Consider the following 16,717-nt stretch of genomic DNA (forward strand, 5'->3'; position numbering starts at 1 on the left):
ATGACGACTTCGCCCGCACCGTCGGGCACGAACGGGTCGGCGCCGGGCCTCGGCGAGCGGCTGCGCACCGGCTTCGGCCTGCTGGGCCCCCGCCATCCGCGGCACACGCTGCCCCTGGAGCAGGTCGACGCACTGTCCCTGCCCATCGGCGACGACGGTGTGGTGGTCGGCGACAACGCCGAGGGCCAGCCCGCCGTGCTCGGGGTGAACCGTCCGACGCCGTACGACATCGTGCTCATCGGCGGCCTGTGGACCGCACAGGTCATGGCGCTGCGCGCCGCGGCGACGGGCGCGCGCGTGGCGGTCGAGACGGGGCGGGCGCAGGCCTGGATGCCGATGGTGCACGCCATGGGCGGCGGGCAGAACGGCCTCGCGGTGTACGACGTCGGCCGCGTGCCCCCGCAGGGCGCCTCGGCCGGCACACCCGTGCTGGTGGTGCGGGACTGCGGCATGCGGCCGCCGCGCGGGCGCGTGGTGTCGGCGCCGTGGCAGTCCGTGCTGACGCTGCTGCCGTATCTGAGCCCGGTGGCGCCGCGGTTGATGCGTCAGGCGCGTCTGGTGGGCGTGCAGCGGGTGTCGCCGGACGAGGCGGCGGAGATCGGGCGGGTGCTCGGGCTGCCGCGCCCGGAGGTCGAGTCGCTGCCCACGCTGGCGGACGGTGTGACGCTGTGGTGCACGGAGCGGGACCGGCAGTACGTGGTGACGCGGGCGACGGACCCCGAGACCGGACTGCTGGGCGTGGCACGCCGGATGGACTGACGGGCGTCCAACTTGGCCCGTTTTCACGGGGACTGGCGCGCTATCGCGTGAATTCGCGCACTATCGGGGGCTGAGCGCGCCGCGTCTTCGTCACGTTTTGGTGTACGTACGTGTGTGCCGCGGAGGTCGAAGGCCCGGTGTGACGCGTCGGACGGGCGTGAAGGGGCCGCCGGGCCTGCCGGGCCCACGGTTCAGGTGATTAGGCTGGGACCGGGCACGTCGCGGGTTTCCGCGAGCGGGCAGTGCGCGCTCCGCGACAAAAGGGGCCAACTGGCCCAAGGGGGAAGCCCGGCGAATCGTACGACAGGAACGGTCGCCCCCAGGCACGGCATGAGGGTGTTCGACCACACCAGGAGGAACTGTGAACAGCGATCGGGACGGGATCCGCGGGGGTTGGGACACACCCGACGACGACCAGACCGACGCGGAGTCCGGCATCGAGATGACGGGCGAGTTCACGATCGACTACGCGCCGCCCGCCTGGTACACGCAGAACGCGTCGGGTGGTGCGTCGGGTACGCCGACCGCGGCCCCGGTGCCGCCCCCGGCGGCCGCGCCCGCCACGCCTCCGCCGCCGCCGGTCGGTCAGCCCTTCGCGGTTCCTGACGTGCCGCCCGGGAGCGGCTACCAGCCGGCCTGGACGGCGCCGCCCACCCCGGTCGCTCCGCCCGTGGCTCCGGCAGACCCTGTCGCCCCGCCCGCGGCCCCGGCCACCCCTGCCGTCGCGCCCTTGGTGCCGAGCGAGGAGGACAGCGGTGACCTCGTCAGCGGCGCGACCATGCGGATCTCCGCCTCGGCGGTGAAGCGGGAGATCGCGGAGCGGTCGGCCGCGGCAGCCGCTGCCACTGCCGACCAGGCAGGGACCGACGCCGAGACCGGCAGCCAGACGCACGGCAGTGAACCCTCTGCCGAACAGCCGGGTGGTGCTGCCGAGTCGGCTGCGAGCGGAGACGGCGACGGCGGTCCGGAGGCGGACGCTGACGTGGCCGCGGCCGCAGCCGCAGCCGCAGCCGCCGTGGACACGTCCTCCCGTGCGGCCACCGCGCACGACGGCGCAGCACAGGACGACGGGAACGGCGGGGACGCCGCGTCCGAGGACGACGCCGAGACGGACGCCCGCGCGGACGCCACGGAGACCGGCCTCCCGGACACCGACGCCGAGTCCGCGCCCGACACCGAGCCCGGTGAAGGCGACACGGCAGGCGCGGACGCCGCCCAGGCCGAGGGCGCGTCCCCGGACGCCTCCGCACCGAGCGAGCAGACGCAGGCGCCCGCCCCGGAGAACAGCGGCGCCCAGGCGGGCGAGGCTCCCGCCGTGAGCGCGGACGCGCAGGCCGACGGACCCGCCGTCGCGAGCGCCGAGGCCGCACAGGTCCCCGCATCCGCCCCCGCAGGCCCCGACGCCGCACAGGGCGACGCCGGCTCCCCCTCCGCAGCCCCCGAAGCCACACCGGGCCCTCAGCCCGCCTGGGCTCCCCCACCGGCGCCGCAGGGCAACGTGCCGCCGCTGCCGCCCTCCTACCAGCCCGCCGCCCCGGCCCCGGCCGCGCAGTGGCCCGCGCAGCCGCAGCCGACCGACCCGTCGGCGCCGCAGCCGTACGCCGCCCAGGCGCAGCCGCCCGTGCCGCCCCAGCAGCAGCCGCCGTTCCACCCGCAGGCACCCCAGCCCGCGCCCGCCGCCTGGAACCAGCCCGGCACCCCCACTCCGCCGGCTCCGGCGCCCGCGCAGCCCGCACCGCAGCCCGGCCAGCCCTACGCCCCGCCGGTTCCTGGCGTCCCCGGTGTCCCCGCCCCCACCGCCGGCCAGCCGACGCCCCCCGCACCGGCACCGCAGCCGACCCCGCCGGGCGGTTACGGCTTCCCGCCGCCTCCGGCACCGCAGCCGACGCCGCCGGGCGGCCCCCACCCGCAGTCCGGCACCCCCAACCCTCCGGCCCAGCCCGGCGGCTACGGCTTCCCGCAGCCGGGACAGCAGCCGCCCCCGCCGAGCGGCCCCAACCCCCAGCCCGGCACCCCCAACCCCCCGGCCCAGCCCGGTGGTTACGGCTTCCCCCAGCCGGGACAGCAGCCATCCCCGCCGAACGGCCCCAACCCGCAATCCGGCTACGGCTTCCCGCAGCCAGGCACCCCCAACCCCCCGGCCCAGCCCGGCGGTTACGGCTTCCCCCAGCCGGGGCAGCAGCCTCAGCCCCCGCAGAACGGCCCCAACCCCCAGTCCGGCTACGGCTTCCCCCAGCCCGACGCCCCCAACCCCCCGGCCCAGCCCGGTGGTTACGGCTTCCCGCAGCCGGGGCAGCAGCCTCAGCCCCCGCAGAACCCCGAGTCCGCCGCGGGTGCCCCGCAGCCGACCGCCGACCCCCGTGCCGGTGCCGCCTGGCCGCAGCCCATCCAGCACGACCAGCGGCAGATGACCAACCCGGGTGCGGCGCCGCTGGGTTACACCGCGGCCGTGGAGCTGTCCTCGGACCGGCTGCTCAACAACAAGAAGCAGAAGGCGAAGAGCGGCCGGCCCGCGGCCGCCTCGTCCCGCTTCAAGCTGGGCGGCAAGAAGGAGGAGGCCGAGCGGCAGCGCAAGCTGGAGCTGATCCGCACGCCGGTGCTGTCCTGCTACCGGATCGCGGTGATCAGCCTCAAGGGCGGTGTCGGCAAGACGACCACCACCACCGCCCTCGGCTCCACCCTCGCCATCGAGCGGCAGGACAAGATCCTCGCCATCGACGCGAACCCGGACGCCGGCACGCTCGGCCGACGGGTGCGCCGGGAGACCGGTGCGACCATCCGCGACCTGGTGCAGGCGATCCCGTACCTCAACTCGTACATGGACATCCGCCGGTTCACGTCCCAGGCGTCCTCCGGCCTGGAGATCATCGCCAACGACGTGGACCCGGCCGTGTCGACCACGTTCAACGACGAGGACTACCGGCGCGCCATCGACGTGCTCGGCAAGCAGTACCCGGTCATCCTCACCGACTCGGGCACGGGTCTGCTGTACAGCGCGATGCGCGGGGTGCTCGACCTCGCCGACCAGCTCATCATCATCTCGACGCCGTCCGTGGACGGTGCGAGCAGCGCCAGTACGACGCTGGACTGGCTGTCCGCGCACGGCTACGCCGACCTGGTCTCCCGCTCCATCACTGTGATCTCCGGGGTCCGCGAGACCGGCAAGATGATCAAGGTCGAGGACATCGTGGCGCACTTCGAGACGCGCTGCCGCGGTGTGGTCGTGGTGCCGTTCGACGAGCACCTGGCCGCCGGTGCCGAGGTCGACCTCGACATGATGCGGCCCAAGGTGCGGGAGGCGTACTTCAACCTCGCCGCCATGGTCGCCGAGGACTTCGTACGCCACCAGCAGTCGCACGGACTGTGGACCAGCAACGGCAACCCGCCGCCGGTGGCCGCCCCGCCGATGCCGGGCCAGCCGATGCCGGGGCAGCCCGTCCCGGGCCAGCAGTACCCCGGCCAGCCGTATCCGCAGCAGCCGGGACAGCCCTACCCGCCGCAACAGGGCCAGCCCTACCCGCCGCAGCAGCAGGGACAGCCGTACCCGCAGGCCGCCCCCGGCCAGCCGTACCCGCCGCAGCAGGGACAGCCGCCCCAGCCCGAGCTGTACGGCTACCCGCAGCCCCCGCAGGGCGGGCAGCCTCCGCAGGCCCCGCCGCCGCCCCAGCAGTAGGACGGCACGACGAAAGGGCGGCCGGTGCTCACCGCACCGGCCGCCCTTTCGTGTCGTAGCGAAATCGAAGAGAAGCGAAGCCGAAGAGAAGCGAAGGCCTACGCCTACGCCTCCGCCGCCGCCTCCGCCGCCACGATCTCCCGGCAGCGCTTCACGTCCTCGGCCATCTGCTCCAGCAGGGCTTCCAGCGACTCGAACTTCGCCTGGCCGCGGACGTAGGCGAGGAAGTCGACGGCGACGTGCAGGCCGTACAGGTCGAGGCCGACGCGGTCGATGGCGTACGCCTCCACCGTGCGCTCGGTGCCGTCGAACTGCGGGTTGGTGCCGACGGAGATCGCGGCCGGCATGACCTCGCCCTGCGCGTGCAGATAGCCGGCGTACACGCCGTCGGCGGGGATCGCGGTGTGCGGGAGCGTCTCGACGTTGGCCGTGGGGAAGCCCAGCTCGCGGCCGCGCTGGGCGCCGCGGACGACCACGCCCTCCACCCGGTGCGGGCGGCCCAGGATCTCGCGGGCGCCGGCCACGTCGCCCTCGGCGACCAGGCGCCGGGTCAGGGTCGAGGAGAACGGCTCGCCGCCGCCCGCCTCACCGGTGACGTACAGGTCCACGACCTCGACCTCGAAGTCGTAGATCTTGCCCTGCTCGGTGAGGAACTCCACGTTGCCGGCCGCCTTGTGGCCGAAGCGGAAGTTCGGGCCCTCGACGACCGCCCGGGCGTGCAGCTTGTCGACCAGCACCTTGACGACGAACTCGGCCGGCGACAGCTTCGAGAACTCGGTGGTGAAGGGGAGGATGAGGCACGCGTCGACGCCCAGCTCCGCCATCAGCTCGGCGCGGCGGTGGTGCGGGGCGAGCAGGGGCGGGTGGCTGCCGGGGCGGACGACCTCGCTGGGGTGCGGGTCGAACGTGACGACGACGGCCGGGACGCCCAGCTCGCGGGCGCGGTCGACGGCGTGCTTGATGATCAGCTGATGGCCGCGGTGAACACCGTCGTAGGAACCGATGGTGACGACGCTGCGCCCCCAGTCCTGGGGGATGTCCTCCAAGCCACGCCAGCGCTGCACTGTGACCGCTCCTCGAACCCGTGTCCGTGTCTACCGTTGACCTCTTGTGCAGGTCTAAGGGTGCCATGCCGGGTGCCCCGGTCCGGCATCGGCATGGGGGCTGTGACCGGGCGCACGTTCGCGGCGGCCGGTCAGGCCGGTACGCGTACCCCGGCCAGGTTCTCGATCATGCGGCGGGTGCTGGGGCCCACCACCGCGGCCCAGTCCTGAGGGGTCTCGCCCAGCCAGCGGGCCATCCGGGCGGCGAAGCCGGGCACGTGCCGGGCCAGGACGACCAGGCCCCAGTCGAACCGGGTCGCACCTTCGGGGGTGCGGACGAGGAGCAGGCCGGTGCGGTGGACCAGGGCGCGCAGTTCCGCGTCCCGGTCCTCGCCGTGCGGGGCCGCCGCCTGCAGGACGGCGTCCAGGACGTCCGGCTCGTGCTCGCGGGCGAGCAGGAAGTCCAGCAGCTCGCGGCGCAGGGGGCGGGAGACGGGGGTGCCGGGGGCGGCGAGCACGGTGGCGAGGGCCGCCCGGACCCCTTCGGGGCCGCCATCGAGGAGGCGGGTGACCAGGGGCAGCAGGACGGGGCGGGCGGCGGGGCCCTGGTCGAGGCGGCGGTCGACGTACGCGGCCACGTGTCCGGCGGTCTCCGGCCGCAGCCCGGCGGCCTCCCGGACGAGGGCGGCGACCCGGCAGGCCAGGGCCGGCGTGGTGACGTCGGCGAGGGTGCGGAGCGTCTCCCCGGCGTCCGGGGCGCCGCGCAGGCGGGCGCGGAAGGCCTCGAGGACGGGCTCGGTGTGGCTGGTCAGGGCCGGGACCAGGGCGGCGGGCGGGAACTGCGGGTCGCCGTCGGCGAAGTGGCGCAGGGCCTCGGCGAGATACCGGTCGCGGGTGTCCGGGTCGCGCACCAGGAGGGCGAGGGCGCCGCCGGGCAGGGTGCGGTCGGCGGGGCGGGCGAGCAGGGCGAGGGCGGCGTAGCGCAGCAGTTCGCGGTCGGCCGCCGAGCGGACGTGGGGGGCCGCGCGCAGCCCGTACGCCACGGCGGCGACCCGGCGGGCGGGGCGCTCGTCGTGCGCCCAGCGGTCGACGGCCCGGCAGAGCGCCGAGGGCTCGTCCTCGGCGAGGACGGCGAGCAGCTCGTCGGCCCTGCGGTGCGCGCTCTCCACGAGCACCTCGGTGAGGTCGTCCAGGGCCCCGTGCCGGTGCGTGTGCAGCAGGGCCTGCGCGGCGGTCGCCACGGTGGCGTGCGGCGTCGCGGGCAACGGCCGCTCGTCGTCGAACCAGCGGGTGAGGTGCGGCTGTACGACAGCGGGCTCGGCGGCGAGCAGCCGGGCCACGGCGTCCAGGTGGCGCTCACCCGCGGCGGCGCACCCCGGGTCCGACGCTTCCCCGTCCGCCAGGACCAGCCCCCGCAGCAGTGCGAAGCGCTCCGCATCAGGGAGGGGCAGCGCGGTCCAGAAGGCGGGGCCGAACTCGGAGGGTACGGGGCGTCGGGCCAGGCGCCAGCCGGCGATGTGGTCGGCGAGGAGGCGGAGTACGTCGGTGTACGGCGTCGCGTCCGGGACCTGGAGGAGGGTGTGGGCGAGCAGCCGGGCGGCCCACCAGGAGGTGGGGTCCAGGTCCAGGGCATCCACCAACTCCCTTAGCCGGAGGGAGAGTTGGCGGGGGCCCTGCTGGCGGCCGAGGAGGAGCATGGCCTGGACGACGGGGCCGATCCGGTGGTGCGGGACGGGGAGCGGGTGCGGTCCCTGCGGGGTGCGGGGGCGGTGGACCAGGGCGTGCAGGGCCTCGTCCAGGTCGAGGTGCATGCCCTGGATCCAGTCGGCCAGCTCCTCGTACGCGAAGCGGTAGCCGCCGCCGGCCGGGACCAGCAGGCCTTCGGTGAGGACGGCGGAGGCCCAGCCGGAGCCGCCGCCGAGCCGGGCCGGGGCGGGCCCCCAGGGGAACACCGCCTCGAAGGAGGCCCGGTCCAGCTCGCCCTGGCCGGGGCCGAGGCTGCACCGGGCGGCCTCGTGCACCTGCCCGGCGACCCGGGCCGCGAGCCGCCGTACGGCCGTGCCGCGCAGCCCGTTCTCGGCGGCGAGGCGGACCGCGATGCGCAGGCACATCAGGTCGAGGTGGGCGGCGAAGACCTCGTGCCGGTCGAGCGGCCCGGTGGGCGGGACGTCCGGGAGGGCGGCACGGACCTCGGAGAGGAGGTGCAGGGTGAGCGGGTGCCTGGCGTCGCGGTCGGTGAGGGCGCCGTCGGGGATGCCGTAGCGGGTCCGGGCCCGGCGGGCCTCGTCCTCGGTGAGGTCGGCGAGCCGTACGCACGCGGGCCAAGGGAGCGGGTCCGCCGGGAACTCGGCCGCGGCGCGCTCCCAGTACTCCTCCCGGCAGGCCACCACCAGCCGCGCCCCGGTCTCCCGCAGCCACGCGGCCGTCCCCTTGGTCCACTCGGGCAGCCGGTGTACGAGCACGGGGGGCATCTCCTCCGGGCCGTCGAGCAGGAGCAGCAGCGGGCGGCCGGCCCGCCCGGCGAGGCGGGCCAGGCGCTCGGGGGTGAGGTCACCCAGGTCGGCGGGGTGCGCGGAGCGGGAGGCGGCCACGATCCGGGCGGCGCGCTGGAGGGTGCGGCGGGCCGCGTCGGCCACGGAGTCGTCGGCGTCCCTCAGGTCGGCGCCGCGCAGCCACAGCGTGGGCGCGGGCCGCTCGGCCCGGCCCCGACGGGCGGTGAGGGCCGCGAGTTCCGTGGTACGGCCGCTGCCCGGTGCGCCGACCAGACCGAGCACGGCACGGTCGGGTTCACCGTCGGCGAAGTCGGACAACTCCCGTGCCACGTCGGCGCGTTCGACCGGTTGCACGCGGCCGGGACCGGCGGTTCCGACGTGCCCGGCGAGGGCACCGGGCGGGCCGTCCTGGCCCACCGAGGTGGCGGTCAGCTCCAGGACGCCGGCCAGGTTGAGGTCGGCGCCGTAGGCGGGCACGGTGGCCGCGTTGCGGGCGAGCAGCTCGGCCAGCGGGCCGTCGGCGGGCCGGAGCGGCACCGCGAAGCAGGCGTCGCGCTGGGCGGAGTGCACAGGGGAGGGCGCGGTGGAGTGCAGGGCCGTGCCGAGGACGCCGAGGACGGCGCCGGTCCGCGCGTCCAGCACCGGTCCCCCGCAGGCGCCGCCGCCGAGCCGGAGCGCGTCCCGGCCCGCCGTGCCGATGGCCAGCTCCAGGGCGTCCTCGACGAGGTGGAAGCGGTCGGTGGCGGTGTACGTCACCTGGGTGGCGGCCAGCACCCGTGCCTCGCGCCAGCAGCCGGCGGCGATCCGGACGTAGGTGCCGGCCTCGACGCGCTCCCGGACGGTCAGCGGCAGGGGGTCCACGTCCAGGCCCTCGGTGCGGACCAGGGCCAGGCCGAGCGCGGGCAGCGGCGTGACGTCGGCGGCGTCGACCACGCGGGTGCGGTCCGTGGCGGTGTGCAGGACCAGCCGGGCGAGTCCGTCGACGACCTCGTGGCTGGTGAGGAGGGTGCCGTGATGGTCGGCCAGGAAGCCGACGCCGCGGGGGCGGCCGGCCAGGTCTCGGATCCGGACGAGGACGTCTGTGCGAGCCGGATCGCCGGCACGGCCCGTGCGCGGATCGCCGGCACAGTCCGTGCCGTCCCCACGGCGCTCGCCGTGGCCCCTACGGCTCTCGTCCTGGTCTCTGTGGCTCTCGTCCCGGCCCCGGCCGAAGACGCCGGTACGGTTCGCATCGCCGACCCGACCCGCCATGGCCGTACCTCCCCGCCCGTACACACGTGCCCTCGCGATCGACGGTAGGGGCGTGGTGATCAGCGGGACAGCACTCGGGGTGAAAGCGCCCCCTTCCGCTCCCCCCCTTCACTCCGAGCGCCTGCCCGGTCGGGTGAATAGGCGGGGGCGGCTGGATACACCCTAGGGGTGGGGGAACCGAGGGGGGACCGTGGAGCGGCGGCAAGGGCAGTACCCCGTGGCCGCCGCTCCACGGGCTGGTACCCGTGGAGCGGCGCGGTCCGGACGCCGGTCAGCCGAAGACGGCCAGGCTCTTCGCCTTGCCCTTGTGCTCCTCGACCAGCGCGAGGAAGCGGCTCTCGGGGTCGAAGACGGCGACGGGGCCGGCGCCCGCGTACGTCTCGGGCATCTCCAGCCGGACGCCGTTGAGGAGCAGCCGGGCGCGCTTGGCGTCCACGTCCCAGCGTCGGAACGCGGCCGCGGCGGCCTCGGCGATCGGCATCACGGTCAGCTCCGCCTGGAGCTGGTCCAGCGTCTTCGCGGAGTCGATCTTGTACGGCCCGACGCGGGTGCGGCGCAGCGCGGTGAGGTGGCCGCCGACGCCCAGGTCGGCGCCGAGGTCGCGGGCGAGGGCGCGAATGTAGGTGCCGGAGGAGCAGACCACCGAGACCACCAGGTCGAGCACGGCGGTGCCGTCCTCGGCGACGGCGTCCCGGACGTCGTACACCGTGAAGGAGGAGACGCGCACCGGCCGGGCGGGGATCTCGAAGTCCTCGCCCTCGCGGGCCCGCTTGTACGACCGTACGCCGTCGATCTTGATGGCGCTGACCTTGGACGGCACCTGCATGATGTCGCCGGTCAGCTTGGCGATGCCGGCGTCGATGGCGTCCCGGGTCACCTTGGACGCGTCGGTGGAGGAGGTGATGTCCCCCTCGGCGTCGTCGGTGACGGTGTTCTGGCCGAGCCGGACGGTGCCCAGGTACTCCTTCTCGGTGAGGGCGAGGTGCCCGAGGAGCTTGGTGGCGCGCTCCACACCGAGGACGAGGACGCCGGTGGCCATCGGGTCGAGGGTGCCGGCGTGGCCGACGCGGCGCGTGCGTGCGATGCCGCGCATCTTGGCGACCACGTCGTGCGAAGTGAAGCCCGACGGCTTGTCGACGATGACAAGGCCGTCGGGCGTGGTGTGCTTCTGGGTCATTCCGCGGCGTCGCCGTCCGTCTCGGCGCTCTCGTCCTCGGCCGGCTTGCGGTACGGGTCCGCGCCGCCCGCGTAGGACGCGCCCGCGGAGGCCTCGCGGACCTTCGCGTCGGACTGCCGTGCCTTGTCGAGGAGGTCATCGATGGTCCGGGCGGTGTCGGGGAGGGCGTCCGCGACGAAGGTGAGGGTCGGAGTGAACTTCACGCCGGCCGCGCGGCCGACCTCGGAGCGCAGGATGCCCTTGGCGCTCTCCAGGCCGGCGGCCGCGGCCTGCCGCTGCTCGTCGTCCCCGTAGACCGTGTAGAAGACGGTCGCCTCCCGCAGGTCACCCGTGACCCGGGTGTCCGTGATGGTGACGTGCGAGCCGAGCCGCGGGTCCTTGATCCCGCGCTGCAGCTTCTGGGCCACCACCTCCCGGATGAGGTCCGCCAGCCTTTTCGCCCGCGCGTTGTCGGCCACTGGTCCGTCTCCCGTTCTTTCTTCTTCTCGTTCTGTGGTCAGTCGTCGTCGCCGTGGATGCGCCGTCGCACGGACAGCAGCTCCACTTCGGGGCGGCCGGCGACCAGCCGTTCGCACCGGTCCAGTACGTCGGTGAGGTGCGCCGCGTCGCCGGAGACCATGGCCAGGCCGATGATCGCTCGCCGGTGGAGGTCCATGTGGTCCACCTCGGCCGCGCTCACGGCGTACTTCCGCTGGAGTTCGGCGACGATCGGGCGGACGACGGAGCGCTTCTCCTTCAGCGAGTGGACGTCGCCGAGGAGGAGGTCGAAGGACAGAGTCCCCACGTACATGTGTGTAGCCGGTTCACCCGCCGGTACGGGATCGATGGCCCCGGGTCCGTGCGGGCCGGGGACATCAAGAACGGTACCCCGTTCCTGCCGGAGGCTCGACGGGGTTTTACCGCACCCTGGGCTGCGGCTCCCGTCTGGGGGCGGAGCCCCTGGAACGGCGTGCTGGCCGACGGGACCGGAGTCCCGTCGGCCAGCAGCGAACCGTAGGCGTTACGCCCGCGGCTTCTCCCGCATCTCGTACGTCGCGATGACGTCGTCGACCTTGATGTCGTTGAAGTTTCCGAGGTTGATACCACCCTCGTAGCCTTCGCGGATCTCGGTGACGTCGTCCTTGAAGCGACGCAGACCCTCGATGTTGAGGTTCTCCGCGATGACCTTGCCATCGCGGACCAGGCGCGCCTTGGTGTTGCGCTTGACCTCGCCGGACCGGATGAGGACACCGGCGATGTTGCCCAGCTTGGACGACTTGAAGACCTCGCGGATCTCCGCCGTACCGAGCTCGACCTCTTCGTACTCCGGCTTGAGCATGCCCTTGAGGGCCGCCTCGATCTCCTCGATCGCCTGGTAGATGACCGAGTAGTACCGGACGTCCACACCCTCGCGCTCGGCCATCTGCGCCGCGCGGCCGGCCGCACGGACGTTGAAGCCGATCACGATGGCGTCGGAGCCCATCGCCAGGTCGATGTCCGACTCCGTGACCGCACCGACGCCGCGGTGCAGGACGCGGATGTCGACCTCTTCGCCGACGTCCAGCTGGAGCAGGGAGGACTCGAGCGCCTCGACGGAACCAGAAGCGTCACCCTTGATGATGAGGTTGAGCTGCTGGACCTCGCCGGCCTTGAGCACCTTGTCCAGGTCCTCGAGGGAGACGCGGCGCGTGCGCTTGGCGAACGCGGCGTTGCGCTCACGGGCGGCGCGCTTCTCGGCGATCTGACGGGCCGTACGGTCCTCGTCCACCACCAGGAAGTTGTCGCCCGCACCCGGGACGTTGGTCAGGCCCAGGACCTGGACCGGCGTCGACGGGCCGGCCTCGGCGACGTTGTTGCCGTTGTCGTCGAGCATGGCGCGCACGCGACCGTAGGCGTCGCCCACGACCATCGTGTCGCCGACCCGCAGCGTGCCTCGCTGGACGAGGACCGTCGCCACGGCACCACGGCCGCGGTCGAGACGGGACTCGATCGAGATGCCCTGCGCGTCCTGGGCCGGGTTGGCCCGCAGGTCGAGCGAGGCGTCGGCCGTGAGGACCACGGCCTCCAGCAGCGAGTCGATGTGCAGACCCTGCTTGGCGGAGATGTCGACGAACATCGTGTCGCCGCCGTACTCCTCGGCCACCAGGCCGTACTCGGTCAGCTGACCGCGCACCTTGGTCGGGTCGGCGCCCTCGACGTCGATCTTGTTGACCGCGACGACGATCGGGACGTCGGCCGCCTTCGCGTGGTTGAGCGCCTCGACCGTCTGCGGCATGACGCCGTCGTTGGCCGCGACGACCAGGATCGCGATGTCGGTCGACTTCGCACCACGGGCACGCATGGCGGTGAACGCCTCGTGACCCGGGGTGTCGATGAAGGTGATCTTGCGCTCTTCGTCGTTGACCTCGGTCGAGACCTGGTAGGCACCGATGTGCTGGGTGATGCCGCCGGCCTCGCCCGCGATGACGTTCGTCTTGCGGATGGCGTCGAGCAGTCGGGTCTTACCGTGGTCGACGTGACCCATGACGGTGACGACCGGCGGACGGACCACCAGGTCCTCCTCGTCGCCCTCGTCCTCGCCGAACTCGATGTCGAAGGACTCGAGCAGCTCGCGGTCCTCCTCCTCGGGGCTGACGATCTGAACCTCGTAGTTCATCTCGCCCGCGAGGAGCTGCAGCGTCTCGTCGGAGACGGACTGCGTGGCCGTGACCATCTCGCCGAGGTTCATCATGACCGCGACGAGGGACGCCGGGTTGGCGTTGATCTTCTCCGCGAAGTCGGTGAGCGACGCGCCGCGGGAGAGACGGATGGTCTCGCCGTTGCCGCGCGGCAGCATCACGCCGCCGACGCTCGGGGCCTGCATGGCCTCGTACTCCTGGCGCCTCTGCCGCTTCGACTTGCGACCACGACGCGCGGGACCACCGGGACGACCGAAGGCGCCCTGCGTGCCACCGCGGCCACCGGGACCACCGGGACGACCACCGAAGCCGGGACGGCCACCGCCGCCGGTACCGGCGCCGGGACCACCGGGACGACCGGCGAAGCCGCCGCCACCGCCACCGGGACCACCGGGACGACCGGCGAAGCCGCCACCGCCGCCACCGGGACGACCGGCGAAGCCGCCGCCACCCGGACGACCGCCGCCGCCACCGGGACGACCGCCGCCACCGGGACCGCGGCCGCCGGGGCCACCGCCACCGGGACGCGGGCCGGCAGCGGGACGCTGCGGCATCATGCCGGGGTTCGGGCGCGGACCGGCCGGGCCGGGACGCGGACCACCCTGCGGACGGGGCATACCGGCGGGCGACGGACGGGCACCGCCCGGAGCCTGCGGACGCGGACCGCCGCCCTGGGCACCGGGGCCCTGCGGACGGGGACCGGCGCCGGGGGCACCGGGGCCACCGTGGCCGCCGGGACGAGGTCCGCCCTGCGGGCGCGGAGCCTGGGGACGGGCCATGCCGGTGGAGCCACCGGAGGTGAAGGGGTTGTTACCCGGACGCGGACCGGCCGGACGGGCACCGGGACGCGGAGCCTGGCCACCGGGGCGCGGGGCACCCTGACCCGGACGGGCCTGGCCCTGACCGGGAGCCGACGGACGGCCACCGGGACGCGGCGCACCCGGACGGGCGCCGCCGGGACGCGGACCCTGCGCGGCCGGAGCCTGCGGGGCCTGCGCGGCCGGAGCCTGTGCGGCCGGAGCGGCCGGCGGAGCGGTGAACTCCGGGGCGGCCGGAGCCGGACGCGGCGCGGGCTTCGGACCCGGACGCGGGCCCGGGGCCGGCGAGGGGGTCAGAGGGGCCGACGGAGTCGCGGCCGCCGCCGGAGCAGCGGGCTGCGGAGCCGTCGGAGGCTTGGGGGCCGCCGGCCTCGGAGCAGCCGGACGGGCCGCCTGCGCCGGAGAGGGCGCGGCGGGCTTGGGGGTGGCCTTGCGCGGGGCGGGCTTGCCGGCGGACTTGCCGGAGCCACCCTGGAAGGCGTCGGTCAGCTTGCGTACGACAGGCGCTTCGATCGTCGAAGACGCCGAACGGACGAATTCACCGAGTTCCTGGAGCTTGGCCATGACGACCTTGCTCTCAACACCGAACTCCTTGGCGAGTTCGTATACCCGGACCTTAGCCACTTCGCTCCTTTGAGGTCCGGGGAAGCCGGACCGTCGCTAGTTCATGGGCGTACTCATCGCGTACTCATCGAGTGCTCATCGCAATCTCGACCTGCTTTCGACTCGCGAGGTGTACCAGGCCGTACAGGAGGATCCGTACGGCTCGCTTTCTTACTGTGTTGCCTGCTCAGCAACTGTCTGACTGCTCGACGTACCGGCGCAACGCCTTTATGTCGAGCGGCCCCGGGACGCGCAGCGCCCGTGGGAACGCCCGGCGGCGTACCGCCTGGTCGAGACAGACCAGGTCGGGGTGTACATAGGCACCCCGGCCGGGCAGCGTACCGCGAGGATCGGGAACGCACTGTTCCTGATCCGCCACGATGCGCAGCAGATCGTCCTTGGCCGCTCGCTGCCTGCACCCCACACAGGTGCGTTCAGGGCATGCGCGGGCACGCGTCCGGCCAGACACTCCTAAGTCTACCTCCCCGTACCGACCTCACCCCTTCGGGGGAAAAGTCGAACAGTTGCCTGCTGCAGGCTGTCGTGATCTCAGCGGCGTACGGCCGAGATCTATTCCCCGGCGGGCTCCCCGGCCTGCTCGGTGTCCGGACGGATGTCGATCCGCCAGCCGGTGAGCCGGGCCGCGAGCCGGGCGTTCTGCCCTTCCTTGCCGATCGCCAGCGACAGCTGGTAGTCCGGCACGGTCACCCGGGCGGAGCGGGAGGCGAGGTCCACGACCTCCACCTTGCTCACCCGGGCGGGTGACAGCGCGTTCGCCACCATCTCGGCCGGGTCGTCCGACCAGTCGACGATGTCGATCTTCTCGCCGTTCAGCTCGCCCATCACGTTGCGCACCCGGCCGCCCATGGGGCCGATGCAGGCGCCCTTGGCGTTCAGGCCCGAACGGGTGGACCGTACGGCGATCTTGGTGCGGTGGCCGGCCTCACGGGCGATGGCCGCGATCTCGACCGACCCGTCGGCGATCTCCGGCACCTCCAGGGCGAAGAGTTTCTTCACCAGATTGGGATGCGTACGGGAGAGGGTCACGGACGGGCCGCGCACACCCTTGGCCACCCGGACGACGTACGAGCGCAGCCGCATGCCGTGCTGGTACGACTCGCCGGGCACCTGCTCCTGCACCGGCAGGATGGCCTCCAGCTTGCCGATGTCCACGAGCACGTTCTTCGGGTCGCGGCCCTGCTGGACCACTCCGGTGACGATGTCGCCCTCGCGCCCCGCGTACTCGCCGAGCGTGGCGTCGTCCTCGGCGTCCCGCAGCCGCTGCAGGATCACCTGCTTGGCGGTGGTGGCGGCGATCCGCCCGAAGCCCGACGGGGTGTCGTCGAACTCGCGCGGCTCCTGCCCCTCCTCCAGGTCCTCGGGATCCTCCTTCGCCCACACGGTCACATGCCCGGTCTCCCGGTTGAGCTCCACGCGCGCGTGCCGGCGGCTTCCCTCGGTGCGGTGGTACGCGATGAGGAGGGCCGACTCGATCGCCTCGACCAGCAGGTCGAAGGAGATCTCCTTCTCCCGAACCAAGCCCCGCAGGGCGCTCATGTCGATGTCCACGGCTACGCCTCCTCCTCTTCCTTCATGTCCTTCTTGTCCTTGCGGTTGAACTCGACCTGAACGCGCGCCTTGGCGATCTCCGGGAAGCCGAGCCGGCGGGCGGTCGCCTTACGGCCCTTCACCCCGGGAACCTCGACGTCGATGCCCTCGTCGTCGACCGTCAGGATCCGCGCGACCAGCTCGCCGCCCTCGGCCAGCTGGAACTTCACGAGGCGGTCCACGGCACGCACATAGTGGCGGTGCTCGGTGAGGAGGCGCTCGGCGCCGGGGGTCCCGACCTCCAGGTCGTAGGCGTCGTCGCCCATCGCGTTGGTCTCGTCGAGCTTCGCCGAGAGCGCGCGGCTCACATCGGCGATCTGGTCCAGATCGGCTCCGGTGTCGGAGTCGACGGTCACGCGCAGCACCCTCTTGCGTCCGACGGAGTCCACGGCAATCTCTTCGAGATCCAGCCCCTGGGAGGTGACGAGCGGTTCCAGCAGCTCTCGCAGCCTCTCGCTCTGGGTGGTGCTCATCCGGGTGACTCCTCGGCCGCGTGTGCTGTTGTGGGATGGGTCGCGTGTCTGGTCAAAGGGTATCCGGTCGAGGGGAGTGTTGCCGTCCACCTGTGTACGCGCGGTGCCGGTGAGTGGTGTGCGCGGGGAGCGCGGGTACCGTGATCACGGGCGTGCCGCCCGT

11 protein-coding genes are annotated in these 16,717 nt (G+C 73.6%); 2 read left to right on the forward strand and 9 right to left on the reverse strand.

The window, feature by feature from the left end; genetic code table 11:
* The gene (locus CRP49_RS03500) at positions 1 to 759 is read left to right on the forward strand and encodes a hypothetical protein (RefSeq protein WP_257033643.1); all 759 of its coding nucleotides are present in this window, start codon (positions 1 to 3) and stop codon (positions 757 to 759) included.
* Positions 760 to 1,120: 361 nt separating this feature from the next.
* Positions 1,121 to 4,432, forward strand: coding sequence for an SCO5717 family growth-regulating ATPase (locus tag CRP49_RS03505; RefSeq protein ID WP_097252104.1), 3,312 nt, complete (start codon positions 1,121 to 1,123; stop codon positions 4,430 to 4,432).
* A gap of 104 nt (positions 4,433 to 4,536) precedes the next feature.
* Here CRP49_RS03505 and CRP49_RS03510 read toward each other — a convergent pair whose 3' ends face one another.
* The 9 genes from CRP49_RS03510 to rimP form a co-directional block, all read right to left on the reverse strand.
* The gene (locus CRP49_RS03510) at positions 4,537 to 5,496 is read right to left on the reverse strand and encodes a bifunctional riboflavin kinase/FAD synthetase (RefSeq protein ID WP_097252105.1); all 960 of its coding nucleotides are present in this window, start codon (positions 5,494 to 5,496) and stop codon (positions 4,537 to 4,539) included.
* Positions 5,497 to 5,627: 131 nt separating this feature from the next.
* A complete protein-coding gene (locus tag CRP49_RS03515) occupies positions 5,628 to 9,218 on the reverse strand; it encodes a serine protease (protein ID WP_107487104.1) in 3,591 nt (1,196 codons plus the stop codon).
* Positions 9,219 to 9,489: 271 nt separating this feature from the next.
* Positions 9,490 to 10,395 carry a tRNA pseudouridine(55) synthase TruB gene (gene truB / locus CRP49_RS03520; protein WP_097252106.1) on the reverse strand — a complete coding sequence of 302 codons (906 nt, stop codon included), beginning with the start codon at positions 10,393 to 10,395 and terminating at the stop codon, positions 9,490 to 9,492.
* A complete protein-coding gene (rbfA, locus tag CRP49_RS03525) occupies positions 10,392 to 10,853 on the reverse strand; it encodes a 30S ribosome-binding factor RbfA (RefSeq protein ID WP_097252107.1) in 462 nt (153 codons plus the stop codon). The genes truB and rbfA overlap by 4 nt, the downstream gene beginning before the upstream one ends.
* Before the next feature lie 38 nt (positions 10,854 to 10,891).
* Positions 10,892 to 11,185 (reverse strand): DUF503 domain-containing protein, encoded by a 294-nt coding sequence (locus CRP49_RS03530; protein ID WP_097252108.1) that lies wholly within the window; start codon positions 11,183 to 11,185, stop codon positions 10,892 to 10,894.
* 210 nt (positions 11,186 to 11,395) lie between these two features.
* A complete protein-coding gene (gene infB, locus CRP49_RS03535; protein ID WP_097252109.1) occupies positions 11,396 to 14,494 on the reverse strand; it encodes a translation initiation factor IF-2 in 3,099 nt (1,032 codons plus the stop codon).
* 166 nt (positions 14,495 to 14,660) lie between these two features.
* On the reverse strand, positions 14,661 to 14,942 hold the full coding sequence (locus CRP49_RS03540) for a YlxR family protein (protein ID WP_094221065.1): 282 nt from the start codon (positions 14,940 to 14,942) through the stop codon (positions 14,661 to 14,663).
* A gap of 101 nt (positions 14,943 to 15,043) precedes the next feature.
* The gene (gene nusA, locus CRP49_RS03545; protein ID WP_094221066.1) at positions 15,044 to 16,042 is read right to left on the reverse strand and encodes a transcription termination factor NusA; all 999 of its coding nucleotides are present in this window, start codon (positions 16,040 to 16,042) and stop codon (positions 15,044 to 15,046) included.
* Between the two features lie 2 nt (positions 16,043 to 16,044).
* A complete protein-coding gene (rimP, locus tag CRP49_RS03550) occupies positions 16,045 to 16,554 on the reverse strand; it encodes a ribosome maturation factor RimP (RefSeq protein ID WP_097252110.1) in 510 nt (169 codons plus the stop codon).
* Positions 16,555 to 16,717: the final 163 nt, after the last annotated feature.

This window comes from Streptomyces sp. Ag109_G2-15 (genome assembly GCF_900215565.1).
GTDB classification, from domain to species: Bacteria; Actinomycetota; Actinomycetes; order Streptomycetales; family Streptomycetaceae; genus Streptomyces; species Streptomyces diastatochromogenes.